Source organism: Mycolicibacterium sp. XJ2546 (genome assembly GCF_053483195.1).
The window spans coordinates 1-21,002 of sequence record NZ_JBEFRW010000012.1 but is presented as its reverse complement, the minus strand read 5'-3'; the positions used below and the strand labels follow the sequence as shown (position 1 = coordinate 21,002).

The window sequence follows — 21,002 nt, the reverse complement described above, 5'->3', positions numbered from 1 at the left end:
GCTCGCCCGGCTGCTCAGTCGGTGATCAGCGTCCACACGTCCGCGCCGGCGGCCAGCGCCGCGTCGGTCACCTGCTCGTCCCAGTAGCGCACCGACCCGTACTCCGACCGCCACGCCAGCGCGGCGCGGGTGAACTCGTGCAGCCGGTGTTCGAGGGTGGTGCCGATGGCACCGTGCACCTGATGGGCGTTGCGCACGACGACCGAGGCGGCGTGGCCGACGCACGATCGGGCCGCCGCGACGCGAAAGCGCAGGTTCGTCGCCGCCCAACTACTGCCGACCGCTGTCGTCAACGCCGACTCGGTCGCCGCCCGGGCCAGCGCCGCCTCGGCCGCAAGGTCGGCGATCAAATGCTGGACGGCCTGGAACCGGGACAAGGGCCGACCGAACTGGACCCGTGACGCGGCGTGTTCCACCGACGACGCGACGATCGTGTCGAGCGCCGCGCACACCTGGATCGCCCGCACTAGCGCCGATCTCAGCCACAACTGTTCGACCAGCCCGGAGTCCACCGGGACACCGTGGAGCGCGGCGACGTCGGCCTGGACGGTGTCGCGGGGTTCCCCGATCAGGTTGGTGCCGGGCGTGATCGCCAGTGCCGCGGCGTCGACGTCGGCGACGCGGTGGTCGTCGCCGTCGCGCCACACGACGACCACCCGGTCGCTGCTCGCCGCCCAGGGGACACCGCTTGCGGTTCCGTCGTCACCGAGCAGGCACACCGTGCGCACCGCATCGTCGCTGCCCATCCCGTTCGCCTCGAGCAGCCAGCAGGCCAGTAGGTCGTGTTCGGCCAACGGTATTCGCACCGCGTTGCGCGCCGCGGCCGCGAGCAGTTCGGCGGCCTCGAACCAGCTCGCGTCACTGCCGCCGGACTCCTCGGCGCCGGTCAGGCGCACCAGGCCCAAATCGTCCAGGCGCCGCCACAACTCGGTGTCTCGTGCGACTGTGTTCGCCGGCGGGTGGGCTTCGCGGTGCTCGGCGAAGACCGCGCCCATCATCTCGACCAGCGCCGGATCGACGGCCGACAGTGTGTTCATCGCAGTCCCAACCCTCGTGCGATCACACCGCGCAACACCTCGTTGGTGCCGCCGCGCAGCGTGAAGCCGGGCCGCTGATCCACGGCCCTCGAAATCAGTTCGGCGAGAGCGGGATCCGTGGTGGCGTCGGCCAGCGTGTCGGCGAAGTCGGCGATGTCGCCCTCGGTGGTGGTGCCGAGCACCTTGACCACCGCCGCCGGCACATCGGCAGGCTCATGTCGCTCCAGCGCGCCCGCGACGGCGGCCGACATCTGGTGCAGGCCGGCGACTCTGGCGACCAGGCGACCGATCCCTGGGTCGCGCGGGACCTGTTGTGCCGCAGCGTTGTCAGCGCACGCTCTGAGCAAGACGAACGTGGACAGGAACCGCTCGGGTCCGCTGCGCTCGAAGGCCAACTCCGAGGTGACCTGACGCCAGCCCGCGCCGATCTCGCCGAACACCATGTCGTCGGGCACGAACGCGTCGTCGAGGATCACTTCGTTGAAATGGTGTGCGCCGTTCATCGAGACGACCGGTCGGATGTCGACGCCCGGCCCACGCAGGTCGACGATGAACTGGCTCAGCCCGGCGTGCCGGTTGTCCGGGTCGACCGGCGCGGTGCGGGCCAGCGCGATGAACGCATGCGCGCGGTGCGCACCCGAGGTCCACACCTTGGTGCCCGACAGCGACCAGCCACCGTCGACCCGCACCGCCTTGGTGCGCACGCTGGCCAGATCGGAACCGGAGTCGGGTTCGCTCATACCGATGCCGAAGAAGCACTCGCCCCGGGTGATCTGCGGCAGAAACTTCGTCTTCTGCAGTTCGGTGCCGTACTTGAGCAGCGACGGCACGATCTGCCGGTCGGCGATCCAGTGCGCTGCGACCGGTGCGCCGGCAGCGAGGAGTTCCTCGGTCACCGCGAACCGCTCGACGAACGAGCGTCCGTGCCCGCCGTACTCGACCGGCACCGTCATGCCGAGATAACCGTGCGCGGCAAGTGCTTTGGTGAAGTCTTCGTCCCACATCGTCAGCCACGCGTCGACCGACGGCGTGAACGCGCCCGCGGCGCGTTGCTCGGCGAGGAACTCGCGGACCTCGGTTCGTAGGGCCGCCGTCGCGGTGGCGTCGACGGCCGCGGGGGGCACCAGGCGGGGGAGCGTCACCGGACGGTCCGCCACCGGTCGATGCGCTGTTCGTGCTCGGGGTCGCGGTGGGCCAGCGGTTGCATCGCCGCGGGCATGGCCAGCGTGGAGTCCAGCGAGCCGGTCCGCGACTCCTGCAGCAGACGTTTGGCCATCCGCAGCGCGTGCGCCGGGTTCTTCGTGATCCGGTCGGCCAGCGCGAGCGCCTCGGGGAGCAGGTCGTCGTGCGGCACGACGCGGCTGACCATGCCCCACTCCAACGCGGTGGCCGCATCGATGCGGTCGCCGGTGAACGTCATCTCTGCGGCGCGCTCGTAGCCGATCGCCCTCGGCAGGAACCAGGTGCCGCCGTCGCCCGGGATGATGCCGATCTGCACAAAGCTCTCGGCGAACGAGGCCCGCTCGGAGGCCACCCGGATGTCGCACATCAGGGCCAGGTCGCAGCCCGCCCCGACCGCGGGACCGTTGACCGCGGCGATCAACGGGACCTCCAGGCGACCGAGTGCGCGCGGTATCCGCTGGATTCCGTCGACGTAGGCACGCCGCTGGTCGAGGGCGTCGAGGCCGAACATTCCGGTGCGATCGGCCATCTCCTTGACGTTGCCGCCCGCGGAGAAGATCTTGCCCGCGCCGGTCAGGACCACCGCGCGCACGTCGATGTCGGCGTTGGCCGCGTCGACGGCGGCCTCGAACGCCCCGATGAAACCCTTGTCGGTGATCGCGTTGCCGACCTCGGGCAAATCGATGGTCCACGTCTGCGTCGCACCGTGAGCGGCGATGTTCAGCGGTGTGCTCATAACGGCAACTGTAGGGACTTGGTCTGCAGGAATTCCTCGAACCCCGCGCGGCCGAGCTCCCGGCCGACACCGGACTTCTTGTATCCGCCGAACGGAGCCACCGGGTTGTACATGCCGCCGTTGATGTCGAGTTGTCCGGTCTGCACGCGGCGGGCGAACGAGATGGCCGTGTCGAGGTCGGGACCCCACACCGCGCCCGCGAGCCCGTAGGGCGTTCCGTTGGCGATGGATAGGGCGTCCTGCTCGTCGCGGAACGGGATCACGGCGAGCACCGGCCCGAACACCTCCTCCTGGCCCAACTCGGAGTCGGGATCGACGTCGGCGAACACGGTCGGGGCGACGTAGTAGCCGGCGTCGCGGACCGATTCTGATCCGCCGGTGAGCAGCCGGGCGCCGTCGCTGCGCGCGCGGTCGATGAACCCGCGCACGGAGTCGAATTGCGCGGCCGAGGCCAGCGGGCCGATCCGGGTGTCGGGATCGGACGGGTCGCCGACGGTGTACTTGGCGGCGGCGGCTGCGATCAGTTCGAGGGCTTCGTCGTAGCGCGACTGCGGCACCAGCATCCGGGTCCACGCCATGCAGGTCTGCCCGCTGTTGAGGAACGCGTTGCCCACGCCGACCTTCACCGCCGTGGTCAGGTCGCCGCCCTCGAGGATGACGTTGGCGGACTTGCCGCCCAGTTCGAGGGCGACCTTCTTCACCGATCCGGCGGCGAGCTCGGCGACCCGGCGGCCCACAGCGGTCGACCCGGTGAACGACAGCACGTCGACGTCGGGATGCGAGGCGATGCGCTCGCCCACCACGGATCCGCGGCCCGACACCAGGTTCACCACACCGCCGGGAAGTCCGGCTTCTTCCACCGCTTCGATGAACTCGAACACCGACAGCGGGGCCTCGTTGCTCGGCTTGAGCACGACGGTGCAGCCCGCCGCGATCGCGGGCAGCACCTTGGCCACCACCTGGTACAGCGGGTAGTTCCACGGGGTGATCGCGCCGACGACGCCGTACGGCTCGCGCAGCACCAACGCGTTACCCACGCGCTCTTCGAATTCAAAGGAGTCGAGGACGTCGGCGAACCCGCGTGCCACCGCCAGCGGAACCTTGGTTTGAACGCCCTGCGCCACGCGCACCGGGGCGCCCATCTCGCGGCTGATGGTCTCGGCGATGTCGGGTAGCCGCTTTTCCATCGCGGCGATGACGCGGGCCAGGCGGTCACGTCGCTCGGCGAGGGTGATCAGCGGATCGAAGGCGCGGCGGGCGGCGGCCACCGCCGCGTCCACATCGCTGGCCGTTCCGTTGGGCACGCAGCCGATCACGTTCTCGGTGGCGGGGTCGACGACCTCGATCACGTCGCCTGCCGACGGCGTCACCCACTGCCCGTCGATGAACAGCGTTTTACGGGTGTAGTCGTGCATGGATCTCCTCAGGCGATCAGGGAACGATGCTGGCGCGCACGTCGCTTTTGGCCTCCGCGGCCGCGAACGCGACGTTGATGTCGTCGAGCGGATACTGTGCGGCGGCAAGGCGTTTCAGCGGCAGCCTGTCCTGGTGCTGTTCGAGAAACGTCAGTGCCCGCGACAGCACGGCAGGGTCATACAGCGACACCCCGACCATCGTCTTGTTGCCGAACACGAACCGCGACGGGTCGAATTCGAACGTTTTGCCGATGTTGATGTTGCCGATTTCGACGTAACGACCGAACTGGCCCAGCATTTTCAGGCCCTCGTCGATCGCCGCGGGGTGACCGACCACCTCGACCACCACGTCGGCGCCCTGTCCGTCGGTCAGGTTCCGCACGATCTTGATCCGGTCCTTCACCGTCGCCGCTTCGTTGATGTCGATCACCTCGTCGGCTCCGAAAGCCCGTGCCAGCTCGAGTCTTTCCGGCACCCCGTCGACGGCGATGACGCGGGCCGCACCGCGGGCCTTGGCCACCGCCACGGCGTAGAGGCCCAACGCGCCGGCGCCCTGCACCACGACGAACTCACCGAGCTGCTGGTCGACCCGTTCCAGCCCGTACATCACCTGCGACAGCGCGCAATTCGCACCGGCCGCCACATCGTCTTGCAGGCTGTCGGGCACGGTGTACAGCACCGCGCCTGCGGGCAGCAGGAAGTAGTCGCCGTAGCCTCCGACGAAGTACGGCGGCTCGTCGGCGCGGCCCAGCATAGCCATCTTCAGGTTGAGGCAGGCGTTACGCCGACCCGCCAGGCAGTTTCGGCACGTATGGCAGACGAAGAAGTACGGGAACACCACGCGGGTGCCCACCGTCAGCGGCGCGCCGTTGGAGTCCGCGGAAACGCCGTCCCCGAGCGCCGCCACCGCACCCACCATCTCGTGGCCGAGCACCGTGGGCAACTGGCCGCCGAGCCCGCCGGTAGCGAAGGTGCCGTGCCAGGCATGTACGTCAGAGCCGCAGATGTTGGTGCGGCTCACCTTGATCAAGATCTCGCCCGGCCCCACCTCGGGCAGGCTGACCGTCTCGATCTCGAACGGCTTGCGCGGTTCGTCGAATCGTGCGATCCGTCCTGTGAACACTGGTTCCTCTCGGTTCAGTTAGGGGTGTGCTGCTCGGCGCGGAAACGTTCGCGCAGCACACGTTTGAGCAGTTTTCCGCTCGGGTTCTTCGGTAACGCGTCGACGAAGAAGACCTGTTTGGGTGTCTTGAACCCGGCCAGGTGTTCCCGGCAGTGACTCAGCAGCTCGTCGGCGGTCAACACGACACCGGCACGAGGAACGACCGCTGCCGCCACGGCTTCGACCCACACGGGATGCGGCAGGCCGAACACCGCGACTTCCTCGACGCCGGCGTGGCGGTATAACACGTCCTCGACCTCCCGGCTGGCGACGTTCTCGCCGCCGGTGTTGATCATGTCCTTCTTGCGGTCCACCACGTGCAGCAGCCCGTGCTCGTCGTAGTAGCCGAGGTCGCCGGAATGAAACCAGCCGCCGCGGAACGCATCCGCCGTCTTGGCCGGGTCGTCGAGGTAGCCGAGCATCAAGTGCGGGCTGCGGTGCGCGATCTCACCCACCACACCGGCGGGCACCGGGTTGTCGGCGTCGTCGAGAATCGTCGTCTCCACGTTGACCACCGGCCGTCCGGCCGCGCCCGCGTGCGCATCCTGTTCGTCCGGTCCCAACGCCGAGGCCAGCGGCGCCAACTCGGTCTGGCCGTAGAAGTTCCACAGCCGCAGCTCCGGCAGCCGCTGGCGCAGCTCGGCGAGGATCTCGGTGGGCATCGCCGACGCGCCGTAGTAGCCCTTACGCAGGCTGGACAGGTCCACCTCGTCGAACACCGGTGAGCGCAGCAGCGAGATCCACACCGTCGGCGGGGCGAAATAGTTGGTGACGCCGTGACGCTCGATCGCCCGCAGCACCAGATCCGGGTCGGGCCGCGGCACGATGATGCTGGTGGCGCCCAAATAGATGTCGGTGGCAAGGAAGTTGTCCAACTGCGCGCAGTGGTAGAGCGGCAACGAATGGACCTCGACGTCATCGCCGGACATCGAGCCGGCGACGATCGTGCTGACGTACTGCCAGATCAGGCTGCGGCTGGAGTGCATGACCCCTTTGGGGCGCGACTCGGTACCGCTGGTGTACATCAGCCTCAGCAGTTGGTCATCGTCGATGTGCGGTGTCGGTGCGGGCGAGGTGGTGGTCAACCACTGCGCGAAGTCGTCCCATCCCGGCGGCGCCGCTTGCCCCGGCGGGATCAGCGCCGCGGTGGTCGTGACCGCACCACCTGACCTCATGGCCTGCTCGGCGGTCGGTGTGAGGTCGGCCTCGACGACGAACCCGGTGGCGTTGCAGTGGCCGAGGATGTAGGCGATCTCATCGGCGGTGAGCATGAAGTTGATCGGGACCAGCACCACCCCGGCGCGCGCCGTCGCGAACGCCAGCACCGCGTACTGCCAGCAGTTGCGCGACAACAGAGCCAACCGGTCGCCCGGCCGAAACCCGTTGTCGTGCAACGCAGCCGCCGCCCGGTCGACGACATGGTCGAATTCGGCGAAGCTCAACTGCCGGTCGCCGTCGATGATGGCGGTCTTGTCAGGGTGTCGACGGGCCGACCGACGCGGAATATCGCCGACGCTGTGGCTGCGCGCCTGTGCGATCACGGCGTTCAAATCCTGCGACCGTTGCATGAGCCGCAGCGTAGGCCGGGACGGCCGGTCCCGGCCGGTTGGTGTCCCGCTCAGTAGGCCACCCGATGTCCAACCGCCCGGTTCGCGCCGATACTCGTCGGTGTGACGACTGATGCGCAAGCCATGACGCGAGTACCGGTCGATGCGGCCGAACTCAGGGCGCACCTGCGCCAGGCGGACCCCGGGGTGCTGGTGGCGGTGCTGGCGCAGCTGACCGGCGATCCGACGGTGGCCGACCGGTTCGCACCGGCCATCTCGCACGTACCCGATCCCCCCGAACGTGCCGGCGTCACCGACGCCGACACCATGGCGGCACTGATCAGCGCGATCGTCGACGCGTTGGACACACCGCGGGCACCGGACGCGCTGGCGGCCGACGACCCGCAGTTGTTCACCCGGCTGCTGCCCGTCGCGCTTGGCTCCGACGTCGACGACGAGTTCGTTCCGCTGCTGCTCGAGCAGGGCGGCTTTCAACTTTCGCAGCCGACCCTGCCGCGCACAGTGCCGATTCCGGAAACGATGACGGTGGCGATCATCGGTGCCGGGCTGGCTGGCATCATCACCGCGCTGTCGGCGGCCGACGCCGGGGTGAGCTACCAGATCTTCGACCGCAACGACGAAGTCGGCGGCACCTGGCTGACCACCACCTACCCGGGCATCGGCGTCGACACCCCCTCTGCCTACTACTCGTTGTCGCGGGAAGTGAACCCGGACTGGACCAGCTACTACCCCGAAGGCGGGGAATATCAGGCGTATCTGGTGGCCCTGGCCGACAAGCACGGCCTTCGTCAGCACACCCGGTTCGGCACCGAGGTGGAGGCGCTGTGGTGGGACGAGGATCGCCGCCAGTGGCAGATCCATTCGGTCGACCGTGCCGGTAAGCGTGAGGTGAGCTACGCACGGGTGGTGGTCACCGCGGCCGGCTATCTGAACCGTCCGCGCTGGCCGGACGTGCCCGGCCGAGACACGTTCGCCGGCACCAGCATTCACTCGGCACTGTGGGATCCGTCGCTGGACTTGGCAGGCAAGCGGGTGGCGGTGATCGGTGCGGGCTGCACCGCGGTGCAGATCGTGGACGCGTGCGTCGACGACGTCGAGCACCTGACCGTGTTCCAGCGCCAGCCGCACTGGGTGGCGCCGCGCAAACGGCTCACCGACGACGTGCCCGAGCATCGCCGCTTCCTGGGCCACCACCTGCCGTACTACGCGAACTGGCATCGGCTCAAGTCCTACTGGGGCACCGCGGACAACAACTACCCGGTCATCGTGCGCGATCCGCAATGGGCCGAAAAGAACCTGTCCATCTCCCCGGCCAACGACGTGCTGCTGCAGATATGTCTGGACTACATCAACCAGACCTTCGGCGAGGGAACCGAACTGGCGAAGAAGGTCACACCGGATTTCGCGCCGTACGGCAAGCGGATCGTGCGCGACCCGGGCGGCTACTATGCGGCGCTGACCCGCGACCACGTCGACGTGGAGGCCGCCGAACCCGCCCAGGTGAACCCGAAAGGCATTGTCACCCAGGATGGTCGGCAGATCGATCTCGACGTGATCATCTACGCCACCGGATATCACCTGGACTTCCTGTCCACCATCGATATCCGCGGCCGCGACGGGCACACCCTGCAGCAGGAGTGGGGCGACAGCCCACGGGCCTACCGCGGCGGCACGGTGCCCGGGTTCCCGAACCTGTTCATCAACTCCGCACCCAACTACAGCCCCGGCCACGGTGCGGGTGCGAACTTCTCGATGGAGGTGATGGCGCACTTCATCATCGAGTGCCTGCAGCTGATGGCGTTGCGCGGCGCGACCACCATGGAGGTGACCCGCCAAGCGTACGAGGAGTATGTGGCCGACATCGACGAGACGATGTCGCAGACGGTGTGGTGCCACACCCCCAATGCCCACACCTACTACCGTTCGGGTTCTGGTCGGGTGGTGGTGGCCTCGCCGTACCGGTTGGTCGACGTGTGGCACCAGCACCGCGCTCCCGTCGAAGACCACTTCACGCTGTCATGAGCAAACGTCTTGCCGGCAGAACGGCATTGGTCACCGGCAGCAGCCGGGGGATAGGTCGCGCTGTTGCGCAACGTCTTTCGGCCGAAGGGGCGACGGTGGTGGTGACCGCGCGCTCATATCAGCCGTCGACGTCGGTACGGGGCGCGGCAGCGACGGAACTGCCGGGCACCATCGGTGAGACCATCGAGCTGATCGAGGCCGCCGGCGGCACGGCCATCGGCATCGCCGCGGACCTGGAGGATCCGCAGCAACGCGCAGACCTGGTGGACGAGGTTCTCGATCGCACCGGGCGCATCGACATCCTGGTCAACAACGCGGGTTTCGCCGACTATGCCCTCGTCGAAGGCATGAACATGGAGACGTTCGACCGCACGGTCGAGCACTACCTTCGCGTCCCGTTCGTGCTGACCCGCGCGGCGATCCCGCACATGCGGAAACAGGGTGCCGGATGGATCGTCAATATCGGGTCGGTCACTGGCGTCGCGCCTGTGCGGCCCTACCGGGAGTACAACAAGACCTCAGGCGACGTCGTGTACGCGTCGATGAAGGCGGCACTACACCGGTTCACCCAGGGGGTGGCGGCCGAGTTGCTCGACGCCAACATCGCCGTCAACTGCGTCGGACCGTCCACCGCGATCCGCACCCCCGGCGCCTCATCGCTGATACCCGAGACGTTTCCGACCGAACCGGTGGAGTACCTGGCCGAAACCGTGCTCGCGATGTGTCACCTGCCGGCCGCCGAGCGCACCGGGCTGGTGGCGTTCAGCCTGCACTATCCGTGGTCGCAGAAGCTGTCGGTGCACAGCCTCGACGGCCGCACGGTGTTGCCGCCGCTGGAACCGCCGGCCACGGCCAACCCGAACATCAAACCGGCCGGCATGTAGTGATTTCGGTGCCCAAACCTGCGCTCAGCGATGGTTTGCGCACCGAAATCACGCGTAGCGGCAGAAGCTGTGGCAGACGCGGTCGCGCACGATGACGTCGGGGCATTCCGGGTCGAACCAGCGGTCCACGTAGGCCCAGTGAATCGGGTGCATCAGGTAGGGACCCATCAGGCCGTCGGCGTCGACGAAGCGTTGCTCGAACACATGGGTCCACGGCGAGGTGCCGATCGCCGACTCGACGCGGCTCAGCTGCCACGCCGTGATCGTGTCGACATATCGCGGCATGAGCTCCAGGTCGGCCTCGAAGCGTTCGACGACGGCATCGGATGTGCCCGGCGCCACCCGCAGCAGCAGCGTCCGGTAGACGGTGGCCGGCGTGGACGGCTCCGAGACGGTCATGGTGCCCGAATACGTCACACCGTCGACGTGGTGGACCGCCGGGTCCTCGAAGATGCCCTCGAATCGCGTTGCGGCACAGTCCCACTGGGCGCGGTCGGTGAACCGGAGATGCGCGAGGATGTCGCCGCCGTTGCGGGATCCGGGCAAGGTCGGTTCGACGACGGCGTGCGCGACGCCCGTTTCCGATGCGGCGGTGCGAATCGCGCGCACCAACCGGTCGCGGTCTTTTTCTTCTGCGGTGAGCAACCGCGTCACGCTAAACATCGCCCAGCCCGTCGACGTCGTCTGCCGCGGCCGCGACGTCGCGGGTCCGCTCCACGATCAGCTCGGCGATGCCGTCCCACCACTGGCCCAGCGACGGGTCCGGCCGCCCTTTCCACGTCATCTCCCACCAGGCCCGCGGGTTGGGCAGCGTCCAGGTCACGGTGACGACGTTGGATCGATCCTCGAACCAGATCGGCGGGCTGACCAGCACGCTGCGCAGCGTCATGCCGCGATCCCGGGCCCCTGGCGCGTATTCGGCCAGGTAGGTGTCGACGAACCGGTGCGCGCAGCCGGGCCGGGTGATGACGCGGTCGATGACGTAGACGGCGCCCATGGGCCCGACGATATTTCGAGCGGCTGGGCAGGGCGCTATCCGCTCCCATCCATCGGGAAAGATCCATTCGGATAGCCGACTCGGACGGCATCGTGGTGCCATGGACCCCTTCGCCCCCGCTCGACTTGGGCCGGTCACGTTGCGCAACCGCGTGGTCAAGGCCGCGACCTCGGAGGGACGATCCCCGGATGGGTTGGTCACCGATGACCTGATCGAGTTCCACCGGGCCTACGCCGACGGCGGCGTGGGGATGACGACGGTCGCATACTGCTGCGTGTCACCGGAAGGTGCGAGCGCGCCAGGACAAATCGTGATGAGCGACGCCGCGCTGCCCGGCCTGCGCAGGCTCACCGCCGCCGTTCACGATGCTGGCGCGGCGATCTCGGCGCAACTCGGTCACGCCGGCGTGGTCGCGCCCAAAAAGCTCACCGCTGTGACACCGGTGGCCCCCAGCAGGTTCGTGAACCCGTCGTCGATGGCGTACTGCCGGGCGATCACCCGCGCCGAAATCGCCGAGGTCATCGACCAGTTCGGGCGCGCCGCGCAGGTCGCGGTCGACGCCGGGTTCGACGCCGTCGAACTGCATTTCGGCCATCTCTACCTGCCCAGTTCGTTCCTGAGTCCGCTGATCAACCGCCGCAAGGACGAGTACGGCGGCAGCATCGACAACCGGTCGCGGCTGGTGCGCGAGATCGCCGCGCGGGTGCGGGAGACGGTCGGTACGTCGATCGCGGTGATCGCCAAACTCGACATGGACGACGGGCTGCCCGGCAGCATCTGGGTGGACGAGGCGCTGCGCACCGCACAGCTGCTCGATGCCGACAACACACTCGACGCCATCGAATTGACCCAGGGATCTTCGGTTTTCAAACCGATGTACCTGTTCCGCGGCGACGTTCCGGTCAAGGAGTTCGCCGAAGTCATGCCGCGCGGCATGCGCGCTGGAGTGCGGCTGGCGGGTAAATGGGCGATGGGGGACTACCCGTACGAGGACCTGTACATGCTCGACGCCGCACGGCAGTTCGTTCCGGTCATGCGCAACACCAAACTGATCCTGCTCGGCGGCATCACCAACCGCGCGCATCTGGAGACCGGTATGCGCGAGGGCTTTCATCTGATGGCGATGGGCCGTGCGCTGCTGCGTGAACCCGACCTCGTCAACAAGATGATCGCCGACCCAGACACGAAAAGTCGCTGCACACACAACAACAAATGCATGGTGACCGTCTTCGGCCGCACACATTGCGTGCTGGACCCGGAGCAGCGTTACGGGGTGCCCGCCGCCGTCTCGGCCAGCAGCGCTGACAGTGCGGCGCAGGACTCGGCGCGGGCCCGTTGAGCCAAATCCAGCATCGCCATCGTCATGAACCCGTGGATGCCCCCCTCGTAGTGGCACTGCACGGTGTGCACGCCGGCCGCGGTCAACGCATCTGCATACGCGACGCCCTCGTCGCGTAACGGATCGTGGCCGGCGATGACCACGACCGCCGGCGGTAAACCCTGCAGGTCGGCGAAAAGCGGTGAGGCGTACGGATGGCTGCGGTCGGCAGGGGAGGGGACGTACTGGTCCCAGTACCACTGCAGCGCAGGACGCGGGTTGTAAAAGCCGCGTCCGTACAGCTGATACGAGCGGGTGTCGAAGTCGGCGGCGATCATCGGGTACACCAACAACTGGGCCGAGATCACGGGGCCCCCACGGTCACGGGCCATCAGCGCGGTGACGGCCGCCAGGTTGCCGCCCGCGCTGTCACCACCGACCATCAGCCGTGCCGGGTCGACGCCGAGTGCGTCCGCGCGCTGCGCCGTCCACTGCGTCACCGTGTACACGTCCTCCGCGGCCGCCGGCCAGCGGTGCTCGGGCGCCAGCCGGTAATCGACGGAGATCACCACGGCGCCTAGCAGGTTGGCGAACGCCCGGCACAACCCGTCGTGGCTGTCCAGGTCGCAGAACACCCAGCCGCCGCCGTGGGCGTACACGAGAACCGGTAGTGCACCGCTCGCCCCGAGGGGTCGGTAGATGCGCACCGGAATCGAACCGTCGGGCCCAGCCACGATCTCATCGGCGACCGCGCCGACCTGTTCGGGCTGGCGCGGCGGGACGAACCGTGACTTGATGACCGCTCGGGCCTCCGCGCCCGTCATCGTGTGCACGGCGGGAAATCCGGAGTCGAGCGCCTCGAGGTAACCGGCGATCTGTGGATCCAGGCTCATGCGTACTGCAGGGTAGCCGGTTCGCGTGCCGAAACGGCGCGCAGCGGCCGGATCGGCTGCAGGGTGGGCGCCACCCGTTGAGGCCCGTCTTCGACGTTGCGCCAGATGCCCATCGCGGTCATGCGGACCGGCGCGGCCAGCCGCTGGTCGAACATCATCCGGTTCATCGGGCCGCAAACCGATACGGCCGCAACGGCTTCGCCGGGGCCACCGATGGGTGCGGCCACGCATCCGAAGCCGGGCAGCGACTCTTCGCGGTCGAAGGACACCCCGCGGCCGCGTACCTTGGCCAGCTCGGCGGTCAGCTGGGCGGGCGTGCCGATCGAATAGCGGGTCTTGCGGTTGGTGAGATCGACGTCGACGTCGTCCTGGCGGTATGCCAGCACGGCCTTGCCGACCGCGGTGCAGTGCGCGGGCTGGCGTCCGCCCACCCGGGTCGGGATGGCCGCGGTCATCCGGTCGCCGATCTTCTCCAGGTACACGACGTCGGCGCCGTCGAGCACGGCCAGGTGCACGACGAGGCCCGTGGCCCGGTGCAGGTCGTGCAGCAGCGGGATCGCCGCGCGGTGCAGCCGGTCCTGGTGCACCGCGAGCGAACCCAGCTCGACGAGCCGCATGCCCAGCTCGTAGTCGCGGCCGTTGCGGCGCAGCCACCGCAACTGGACCAGCCGCTCGAGCATGCGATGCGCGGACGACCGCGGTAGGCCGGTGCGGCGCACGATCTGAGCGAGAGTCAACCGGCCGGGCCCGTCGAACGCGTCGAGGACCAGGGAGACCCGGTCGATGACGGCACTGGGGGTAGACGGTTCGACTTTCGTTGCCATGTGTCCTCCGAGACGACCAAATGTTTCTAGTCGGTATATGACTAATAGAAATATAGCAGGCTGTGGTTGATCTCACGACGAAACGACAAAAGTGGCCGCGTTCACGGCCGGAAGCGACGTCAGAAACGGGATCAGGCCTTGGCGGCGGCGCAGCCGGCGCGGCGGCCGTAGAAGCTGCCGTCGCCCAGGGACACGCCGCTGGCGTAGCCCCAGGCGGCCAACCCGGCCGTGCATCGGCCGGCGGCGAACAGCCCGGGGATCGGCGCGCCGCCGACGTGCAGCACTTCGCCGTCCAGGGTGGTGTGCAGCCCGCCCAGCGTGAAGCCACCGGTGCTCTCGCGCAGGTCGATGGCGCCCACCGGCGAGCCGATCGGTTTGAGCCACTGCGCCTTTTTGTGCAACAGCGGATCCTCACCGCGTTGCGCGCCCTCGTTATAGGCGCTCACGGTTGCTTGCAATGCGCCTGGGGCGAGGCCGATTTCGTGTTCGAGTTCGGCGACGGTCTCGCACACCCACGTCGGCGGGCGCAACATCAACTGCGGCGACAACGAGGCCATCGCCTCGTCCTGCGCGTCGCCGTCGATGATCAGGTAGGCGGTGTTGTCCTGGTGGTAGAGCGTGAGTTGTCCGACCCGGCCCGGGTAGGTGTCCTCGGCGACGTAGCGCTGTCCGCGGGCGTTGACGAGTATGCCGCGCACCAGCTGTTGCGGGTCGATGAAGATGGCCACCTCGGTGGCGTCCATGTGCGCCAGGTCCGCACCGAGCGCCTGCGCCATCCGAATCGCCTGGCCGTCGTGCTGCTCGATGGACGCGGCCGGGCGGCCCGCGATGCGCGGTGCGTACCGCGCCACCATGGCGTCGTTGTAGGCGAAGCTGCCGGTGGCGAGCACCACGCCGCGGCGGGCGCGGATCGCGACGTCGGTGCCGTACTGGCGCGCGCAGATGCCGACCACCCGGCCGTCGGATTCAACGACCAGGCGCTGCACTCGCACGTCATAGATCGCCCGTGCGCCCGCCGCGGTGGCGGTCTCCACGAGCGGCTTCATCAGCATGAAACCCGCGCTGGCCTCGCCCTGCTTCTTGTTTGACATCTGCGGCACGTGTCCGCGCGGCGCCGGGTCGGCGATCGTGTTGAACGGGTAGGAGTTTTCCCCGCCGCTGTACATCAGGCCCTCGTCGCCCATCGGCTCCCAGCCCGGTTCGGCGAAGAACTCCGGCTTGAACATCACCCCGCAGTCGACCAGCCAGTCGAAGTGGCCGACGCTGCCCGCGCAGTAGTCGGCGATGCGGTTCTCGTCGGCGCCGGGGCCCATCGCGACGTTGAGGAACGCTGCCATGCTCTCGACGGAATCGGTGAAACCGCAGGCCTTTTGGATCGCGGTGCCGCCGCCGAGATAGATGAAGCCGCCTGCCATCGACGCGGCGCCGCCCCACGAGCCGGTGCGTTCGAGCACCAGCACGTCGGCACCGGCGCGGCACGCCTCCACCGCGGCGGCGGCGCCGGCCACGCCGTATCCGGCGATCACGACGTCGGCCTCGTGGTCCCAGCTGGTGATCGACGCGGCGGGAACCGGGGTGACCTCGGCGTCGGGTGTCACGGGCGCATCGCTGCGGGCAGGTCGCTGACCCACTCGTGGCCCCAGTAGCTGTCCGCGGTGATCTCCTCTGCGGTGTAATACGTTTCGTCGACCCGCATACCGTCGGTGCCGAACTCGATGTCCCAGTCGCCGGGTGCGCGGACGTAGAACGACACCATCTTGTCGTTGGTGTGTCTGCCCAGCGTCGAGGACAACTGGAAGCCGTCCTTGTTCACCCGGTCCAGCGCCTGCCCGACGGTGTCGAGGCTGTCCACCTCCACCATCAGGTGGATCAACCCGGGGTCGCGCAACGTCATCGCGGGACAGATCGCCAGGCTGTGGTGGCGCTCGTTGATCCCGAGGAACCGCACCCGCAGCGGACCGAACTCCGGTGGTGTCGGCACCCGGAACGCACCGCGGGACTTGAAACCGAGTGTCTCGGTGTAGAACTCGAAGAGCCCCGGCACATCCAGCGCCGGCAGCACCACATGGCCCAGCCCTTGGTCGCCGGTGACGAACCTGGCGCCGAACGGTGTGACGACAGGGCTGTGATCGAGCACCGCACCGTGGAACACCTCGGTCGACGTGCCCGCCGGATCGTCGAACGCGAGCACTTCCTCCACGCGGCGCGCGTCGGCCTCCTGCAATGACAGTTCCTTGACCGCGATCCCGGCGCCGGTCAGCGTGGCCTTCACCCGTTCGAGCGCGGCGTGGTCGCGCACCTCCCAGCCCACGGTGACGATCTTGTCGACGTCGCCGGGCACCACGATGATGCGCGCGGCGCGCTCGTCCATGCGCAGATACAGTGCGTCCGGGTCGGGGCCAGAGCCTTCGGCGAAGCCGAGCACGCCGAACGCGAAGTGGCGCCAGCGCTGCATGTCGGTGGCTTGAACCTTCACGTATCCAAGGCTTTTCAGATCACTCATGGCGGCCCTTCTAGATCATGGCCCGCAGCGGACCCTGCGGATCGACACCCAGCGAACTCAACGCCGAGGCGTGATAGACGGTGCCCGGCACGTGGATGGCATGGGCCAGTCCCGCGTGGGCGTCGCGCCAATACCGTTGCAGTGGTTTGTCCATGCGCAGCGCGTTACCGCCGGAGCGGGCGAAGATCTGGTCGACCGCCATCACGGCGCGCCACACCGCGCGGATCTGGGTGCGCCGACCGGCGGCCCGATCGGCGAAGGACACCTCCTTGCCGGCGTCGACCATGTCGTAGATGCGGTCGACGTTGGCCAGGATCTCCTGGCGCGCGGCGTTGATGTCGGCGGCCGCCTCGCCGACGGCATGCATCACATACGGATCGTCTTTGATCGCGGTGCCGCTGGCGCCGACGCGCTCCCGCTGATAGTCCAGGTGCGCGGCCAGCGCGCCCTCGCAGATCCCGATGGTGGCCGAGCTGATCCCGAGCGGAAACATCGTCGACCACGGCATCTTGTAGAGGGTCTTGGTCATGCCGGCCTCGAGCTGGGCGGTGCCGTCCATCACCTTCATGCCGTCCATCGTGCGGTACTGCGGCACGAACGCGTCGCGCACGATGACGTCCTTGGATCCGGTGCCGCGCAAACCCACCACATCCCAGGAGTCGGGCACGATCTCGTAGTCGCTACGGGGCAGGATCATGTGCAGCATCTGCGGTGGCATCAGCGGTTTGCCGTCGGCATCGCCGAGCATGGCGCCGAGGATGATCCAGTCGCATGCATCGGTACCGGAGGAGAACTGCCAGCGGCCATTGAAGAGGTAGCCGCCGTCCACCGGTTTGGCCACTCCTTGGGGCGCATACGGTGAGGCGATCCAGGTGTCGACGTCATCGCCCCACACCTCGTCGGCGACCTTCGGATCGGCGTAGGCGATCTGATAGGGGTGCACCCCGACCACGCCGTTGATCCAGCCGGCGGACGGATCCAGCGCAGCGGTGGCCATCACCGTCTCGGCGAACTCGCGCGGATGGACCTCGTATCCGCTGTGCGACTCGGGTTGCAGCAGGCGGATCGAGCCGATGGCCTTCATGCTCTTGACCGTGGCGTCCGGCAACTGGCCGATCTTCTCGGCCTCGACAGCCTGCTGCTTGAACTGGTCGGCCAGCTCCATCAGCCGGTCGAGTACGCGCTCGCTCATCTTCAAAAGGTCCTATCTGTGGGTGGACTGATTCATGGTCTACCGCAGTCGATCGCCGTTCGGGCGGTAATCCCGTTCAGCGGACTGGATTCAGCTCAATATTCGATGTGCAATTCGGCGCTGGCCGGGTGCGCCTGACAACCGAGGATCAGGCCCTCGGCGAGGTCGTCGGGCTGCAGCACAGCGCCCGCGTCCATGCCCGCGCCCATGTCCACGGCTCCCGAGACCACCGTGGCAACACACGATCCGCAACGGCCTTCGCGGCACGAGTGCGGTACGTCGAGCCCGGCCTCCAGCAGGACATCGACCAGGGTCTTGTCCGATGGCCACCGCAGCCGATGGCGCGTCCCGTCCAGGTCGACGTGGACCGTCGCGTCGACGCGGACGCGGCACACTTCGGGATGCGACATGAGGCGATCCTGTCCAGCGGTTCGCGCACTGTCGACGCGCGTGCCCGATAGCCGGGAGAGAGTCGCACCAACCGCCCGGTGACCGGGACGTCGACCGTGCAGCGGCGACGCCACCGGCCTACCGTGGCGCCGTGAGTAGCTCCGCGGGTTCGCAGCGTTCGGTGGTCGAGGTGGATGCCGTCGTGGTCGGCGCGGGGTTCGCCGGTCTCTACGCACTGCACAAGCTGCGCGGCCAGGGGTTGTCGGTGACGGTGTTCGAGGCGGCCCCCGAAGTCGGCGGCACCTGGTACTACAACCGCTATCCCGGCGCGCGTTGTGACGTGGAGAGCGTCGACTACTGCTACTCGTTTTCCACCGAGCTCGAGCAGGAATGGGACTGGTCGGAGAAGTACGCCACCCAGGCCGAAATTCTGCGCTATCTGAACTGGGTTGCCGACAAGCTGAAACTGCGCGACGGCATCACGTTCAACACCCGGGTCACGTCGGCCGTGCTTGACGAAGAGACCCTGCGGTGGACGGTCACCACCGACCGCGGCGACGTTGTCAGCGCCCGGTTCTGCATCATGGCCACCGGCCCGCTCTCGGCGGCGCTGACCCCCGACTTCCCCGGCCTGGACAGCTTTGCGGGGGAGCTGTACCACACCGCGCACTGGCCCCACGAGACCGTCGACTTCACGGGTAAACGCGTCGCGGTGATCGGCACCGGATCCTCAGGTATCCAGTCGATTCCGGTGATCGCCGAACAGGCCGAGCGGCTGTACGTGTTCCAGCGCACACCCAACTACAGCGTGCCGTCGGGCAACCGGCCGCTCTCCGACGACGAGCGGGCACAGATCAAGGCCACGTACGCCGAGCGACGCAGGCTGTCGTGGCGCAGCGGCGGCGGGTCACCGCACGTTGCCCACCCCAAGCTCACGATGGAGGCCACCCCCGAAGAACGTCGGGAGGCATTCGAAAAACGTTGGCAGCTCGGCGGTGTGCTGTTCTCCAAGACTTTCAGCGACCAGATGATCGACATGGAGGCCAACGAGGAGGCCCGCAAGTTCTACGAGGAGAAGGTGCGGGCGGTCATCGACGACCCCGAGGTCGCGGACCTGCTGATCCCTAACGACCATCCGATCGGCACCAAACGAATCTGCACCGACACCAACTACTTTCAGACGTTCAACAAGCCGCACGTGACCCTGATCAGCGTGCGCAAGACACCGATCGAGTCCATCGACGCGACCGGCATCAACACCTCCGACACCCACTACGACGTGGACGCCATCGTGCTCGCCACCGGCTTCGACGCGATGACGGGCGCCCTGGCCAAGATCGACATCGTGGGCCGCGGCGGGCAGAAGCTGCGCGACGACTGGACCGACGGGCCACGCACCTATCTGGGACTCGGCGTCGACGGCTTCCCCAACCTGTTCCTGGTGTCGGGCCCCGGCGCACCCGCGGTGTTGGCCAACATGGTGCTGCACGCCGAAGCCCACGTGAACTGGATCGCCGACGCGATCGGCTATCTCGACGCGCACGGGTACGCCGCGATAGAGGCCACGGCGGATGCGGTGGACAACTGGGTAGCCGAATGCGACCGACGCGCCGAAGCCACCTTGTTTCCGAAAGCGAACTCCTGGTACATGGGCGCCAACGTGCCGGGCAAACCGCGTGGGTTCATGTTGTTCATCGGCGGTTTCGGCGTGTACCTCGATATCTGCAACGAGGTGGCCGACGCCGGCTATAAGGGGTTCGAGCTGATCTCGGCGCCGTAACGCTCAACGGCGCGTCAAGAACCCCAGCACGGTGCTTTCGAACGCCTCCTTGGCCTCGATCATGGCCCAATGCCCGCAGTTGGGGAAGACGTGCAGCTCGGCGTTGGGGATGGTGCGCATCGGAATCAACGCCATATCAAGGGGACTCACCCGGTCGTCTCGACCCCAGGTCAGCAGCGTCGGGGCCGCCACCTTGTGCATCAACGCCCACGGCATCGGCATATCGGCGGACTTCATCATCGCCATCATCTGGGCGAACGCCTTCTTGCCGTACATGCGCCGCGCGGCCGCGAGCGTGTCCGGATCGGTCGCCAGCTGCCAGCGTTCCTCGATGAGCTGCTCGGTGACAATCGACTGGTCGTAGACCATCGAGTTGAGCCAGTCGACCAGGCGTTGGCGCGTCGGATCCTCGGTGAACTCCTGAAGAAGCCGGATGCCCTCGCTGGGTCCGGGGCTGAAGATGTTGGTCCCGATGCCGCCGATCGTGACCAGCTTGCCGATGCGGTCCGGATGGTGAATCGCGAAGTTGATACCGACACCGCCTCCCATCGAGTTGCCGACGATGTCGACACGCTCGACTTCCAGCGCGTCGAGGAACGGTGCGACCGCACTTTGTGCCGTGACCATCGGGTGCCCCCCGAAGTCGTCGCTGACCCCGAACCCGGGAAACTCCAGAATCAAACACCGGAAGTGCTCGGCGAACACCGGAAGCACTCCGCGGAAGTTGCGCCAACCGGTCACCCCCGGACCGGAGCCGTGCAGGAAGAGCAATACGGGGCCGGCGCCGGTGTCGTAGTAGCGCAACGTCCCTGAGGGCGTCTGAATCTCACGCATATTGGTCACACGACAAGCCTGCCATGCGCACCCGGGCGCGTCCGTGGAATGTTCCGCTGACCGGTTCTCCCGGTAAGCGGGACGCTCAGTGTGAGGCGCCGTGGTTCGGTGCGAACCTTTGCGTTCGGGAGACGGTTCAATCCGATCGCCCGATCACGCAGTCCTGAGGAGCGCGATGGCAAAGCCAGACGTCATCGGCGATGTTGTCGTGACGTCGTCGAAAGATGCTCGGGGTCCGGAGCGGTGGGCGGTGGGTCGCAGAAGA

General features: G+C 67.7%; 19 protein-coding genes. 4 read left to right on the top strand and 15 right to left on the bottom strand.

The window, feature by feature from the left end; all coding sequences use genetic code 11:
* Window positions 1-14: 14 nt before the first annotated feature.
* The 6 genes from ABQE44_RS18720 to ABQE44_RS18695 are packed head-to-tail and all read right to left on the bottom strand — an operon-like array spanning window position 15 to window position 7,100.
* Window positions 15-1,037: an acyl-CoA dehydrogenase family protein gene (locus ABQE44_RS18720; protein WP_448431279.1), complete on the bottom strand. Its 1,023-nt coding sequence runs from the start codon at window positions 1,035-1,037 to the stop codon at window positions 15-17.
* Complete coding sequence (locus tag ABQE44_RS18715) at window positions 1,034-2,179, bottom strand: acyl-CoA dehydrogenase family protein (RefSeq protein WP_448431277.1); 1,146 nt, start codon at window positions 2,177-2,179, stop codon at window positions 1,034-1,036. The genes ABQE44_RS18720 and ABQE44_RS18715 overlap by 4 nt, the downstream gene beginning before the upstream one ends.
* Window positions 2,176-2,955: a crotonase/enoyl-CoA hydratase family protein gene (locus tag ABQE44_RS18710; RefSeq protein ID WP_448431275.1), complete on the bottom strand. Its 780-nt coding sequence runs from the start codon at window positions 2,953-2,955 to the stop codon at window positions 2,176-2,178. Before ABQE44_RS18710 ends, ABQE44_RS18715 begins: the two co-directional genes overlap by 4 nt.
* Window positions 2,952-4,370: an aldehyde dehydrogenase family protein gene (locus ABQE44_RS18705; RefSeq protein ID WP_448431273.1), complete on the bottom strand. Its 1,419-nt coding sequence runs from the start codon at window positions 4,368-4,370 to the stop codon at window positions 2,952-2,954. Before ABQE44_RS18705 ends, ABQE44_RS18710 begins: the two co-directional genes overlap by 4 nt.
* Before the next feature lie 16 nt (window positions 4,371-4,386).
* A complete protein-coding gene (locus tag ABQE44_RS18700) occupies window positions 4,387-5,493 on the bottom strand; it encodes a zinc-binding dehydrogenase (protein ID WP_448431272.1) in 1,107 nt (368 codons plus the stop codon).
* Between the two features lie 14 nt (window positions 5,494-5,507).
* Window positions 5,508-7,100 (bottom strand): acyl-CoA synthetase, encoded by a 1,593-nt coding sequence (locus ABQE44_RS18695; protein ID WP_448431270.1) that lies wholly within the window; start codon window positions 7,098-7,100, stop codon window positions 5,508-5,510.
* A 123-nt stretch (window positions 7,101-7,223) separates the two neighbouring features.
* Here ABQE44_RS18695 and ABQE44_RS18690 point away from each other — a divergent pair, with 123 nt between their 5' ends.
* Together ABQE44_RS18690 and ABQE44_RS18685 are read left to right on the top strand one after the other, a co-directional pair.
* Window positions 7,224-9,122 (top strand): flavin-containing monooxygenase, encoded by a 1,899-nt coding sequence (locus ABQE44_RS18690; RefSeq protein WP_448431392.1) that lies wholly within the window; start codon window positions 7,224-7,226, stop codon window positions 9,120-9,122.
* Entirely contained in the window at window positions 9,119-10,006 is an 888-nt protein-coding gene (locus tag ABQE44_RS18685) for an SDR family NAD(P)-dependent oxidoreductase (RefSeq protein ID WP_448431268.1), read from the top strand. The genes ABQE44_RS18690 and ABQE44_RS18685 overlap by 4 nt, the downstream gene beginning before the upstream one ends.
* Window positions 10,007-10,054: 48 nt before the next feature.
* Here ABQE44_RS18685 and ABQE44_RS18680 read toward each other — a convergent pair whose 3' ends face one another.
* The gene (locus ABQE44_RS18680) at window positions 10,055-10,669 is read right to left on the bottom strand and encodes a Dabb family protein (protein WP_448431266.1); all 615 of its coding nucleotides are present in this window, start codon (window positions 10,667-10,669) and stop codon (window positions 10,055-10,057) included.
* On the bottom strand, window positions 10,662-11,003 hold the full coding sequence (locus tag ABQE44_RS18675; RefSeq protein WP_448431264.1) for a hypothetical protein: 342 nt from the start codon (window positions 11,001-11,003) through the stop codon (window positions 10,662-10,664). Before ABQE44_RS18675 ends, ABQE44_RS18680 begins: the two co-directional genes overlap by 8 nt.
* A gap of 100 nt (window positions 11,004-11,103) precedes the next feature.
* On the opposite strand from ABQE44_RS18675, the gene ABQE44_RS18670 reads away from it, so the two are divergent.
* Window positions 11,104-12,342: an NADH:flavin oxidoreductase gene (locus ABQE44_RS18670; protein ID WP_448431262.1), complete on the top strand. Its 1,239-nt coding sequence runs from the start codon at window positions 11,104-11,106 to the stop codon at window positions 12,340-12,342.
* Here the strand turns inward: ABQE44_RS18670 and ABQE44_RS18665 are convergent.
* The 6 genes from ABQE44_RS18665 to ABQE44_RS18640 form a co-directional block, all read right to left on the bottom strand.
* Window positions 12,270-13,214 (bottom strand): LipP1 family hormone-sensitive lipase, encoded by a 945-nt coding sequence (locus tag ABQE44_RS18665; protein WP_448431260.1) that lies wholly within the window; start codon window positions 13,212-13,214, stop codon window positions 12,270-12,272. The two genes, ABQE44_RS18670 and ABQE44_RS18665, sit on opposite strands and share 73 nt — an antisense overlap.
* Entirely contained in the window at window positions 13,211-14,038 is an 828-nt protein-coding gene (locus ABQE44_RS18660) for an IclR family transcriptional regulator (protein ID WP_448431258.1), read from the bottom strand. Before ABQE44_RS18660 ends, ABQE44_RS18665 begins: the two co-directional genes overlap by 4 nt.
* 131 nt (window positions 14,039-14,169) lie before the next feature.
* Window positions 14,170-15,636 carry an FAD-dependent oxidoreductase gene (locus tag ABQE44_RS18655; protein WP_448431256.1) on the bottom strand — a complete coding sequence of 489 codons (1,467 nt, stop codon included), beginning with the start codon at window positions 15,634-15,636 and terminating at the stop codon, window positions 14,170-14,172.
* Window positions 15,633-16,541: a biphenyl-2,3-diol 1,2-dioxygenase gene (gene bphC, locus ABQE44_RS18650; RefSeq protein ID WP_427073682.1), complete on the bottom strand. Its 909-nt coding sequence runs from the start codon at window positions 16,539-16,541 to the stop codon at window positions 15,633-15,635. Before bphC ends, ABQE44_RS18655 begins: the two co-directional genes overlap by 4 nt.
* 10 nt (window positions 16,542-16,551) lie before the next feature.
* Complete coding sequence (locus ABQE44_RS18645; RefSeq protein ID WP_427055533.1) at window positions 16,552-17,733, bottom strand: acyl-CoA dehydrogenase family protein; 1,182 nt, start codon at window positions 17,731-17,733, stop codon at window positions 16,552-16,554.
* Between the two features lie 95 nt (window positions 17,734-17,828).
* A complete protein-coding gene (locus ABQE44_RS18640; protein ID WP_448394668.1) occupies window positions 17,829-18,143 on the bottom strand; it encodes a 2Fe-2S iron-sulfur cluster-binding protein in 315 nt (104 codons plus the stop codon).
* Window positions 18,144-18,274: 131 nt separating this feature from the next.
* Between ABQE44_RS18640 and ABQE44_RS18635 the strand changes: the two genes are divergently transcribed.
* Window positions 18,275-19,903, top strand: a complete 1,629-nt coding sequence (locus ABQE44_RS18635) for a flavin-containing monooxygenase (protein WP_448394669.1) — start codon at window positions 18,275-18,277, stop codon at window positions 19,901-19,903.
* A gap of 3 nt (window positions 19,904-19,906) precedes the next feature.
* Here the strand turns inward: ABQE44_RS18635 and ABQE44_RS18630 are convergent, their stop codons facing one another.
* Entirely contained in the window at window positions 19,907-20,737 is an 831-nt protein-coding gene (locus ABQE44_RS18630; RefSeq protein ID WP_448394680.1) for an alpha/beta fold hydrolase, read from the bottom strand.
* Window positions 20,738-21,002: the final 265 nt, after the last annotated feature.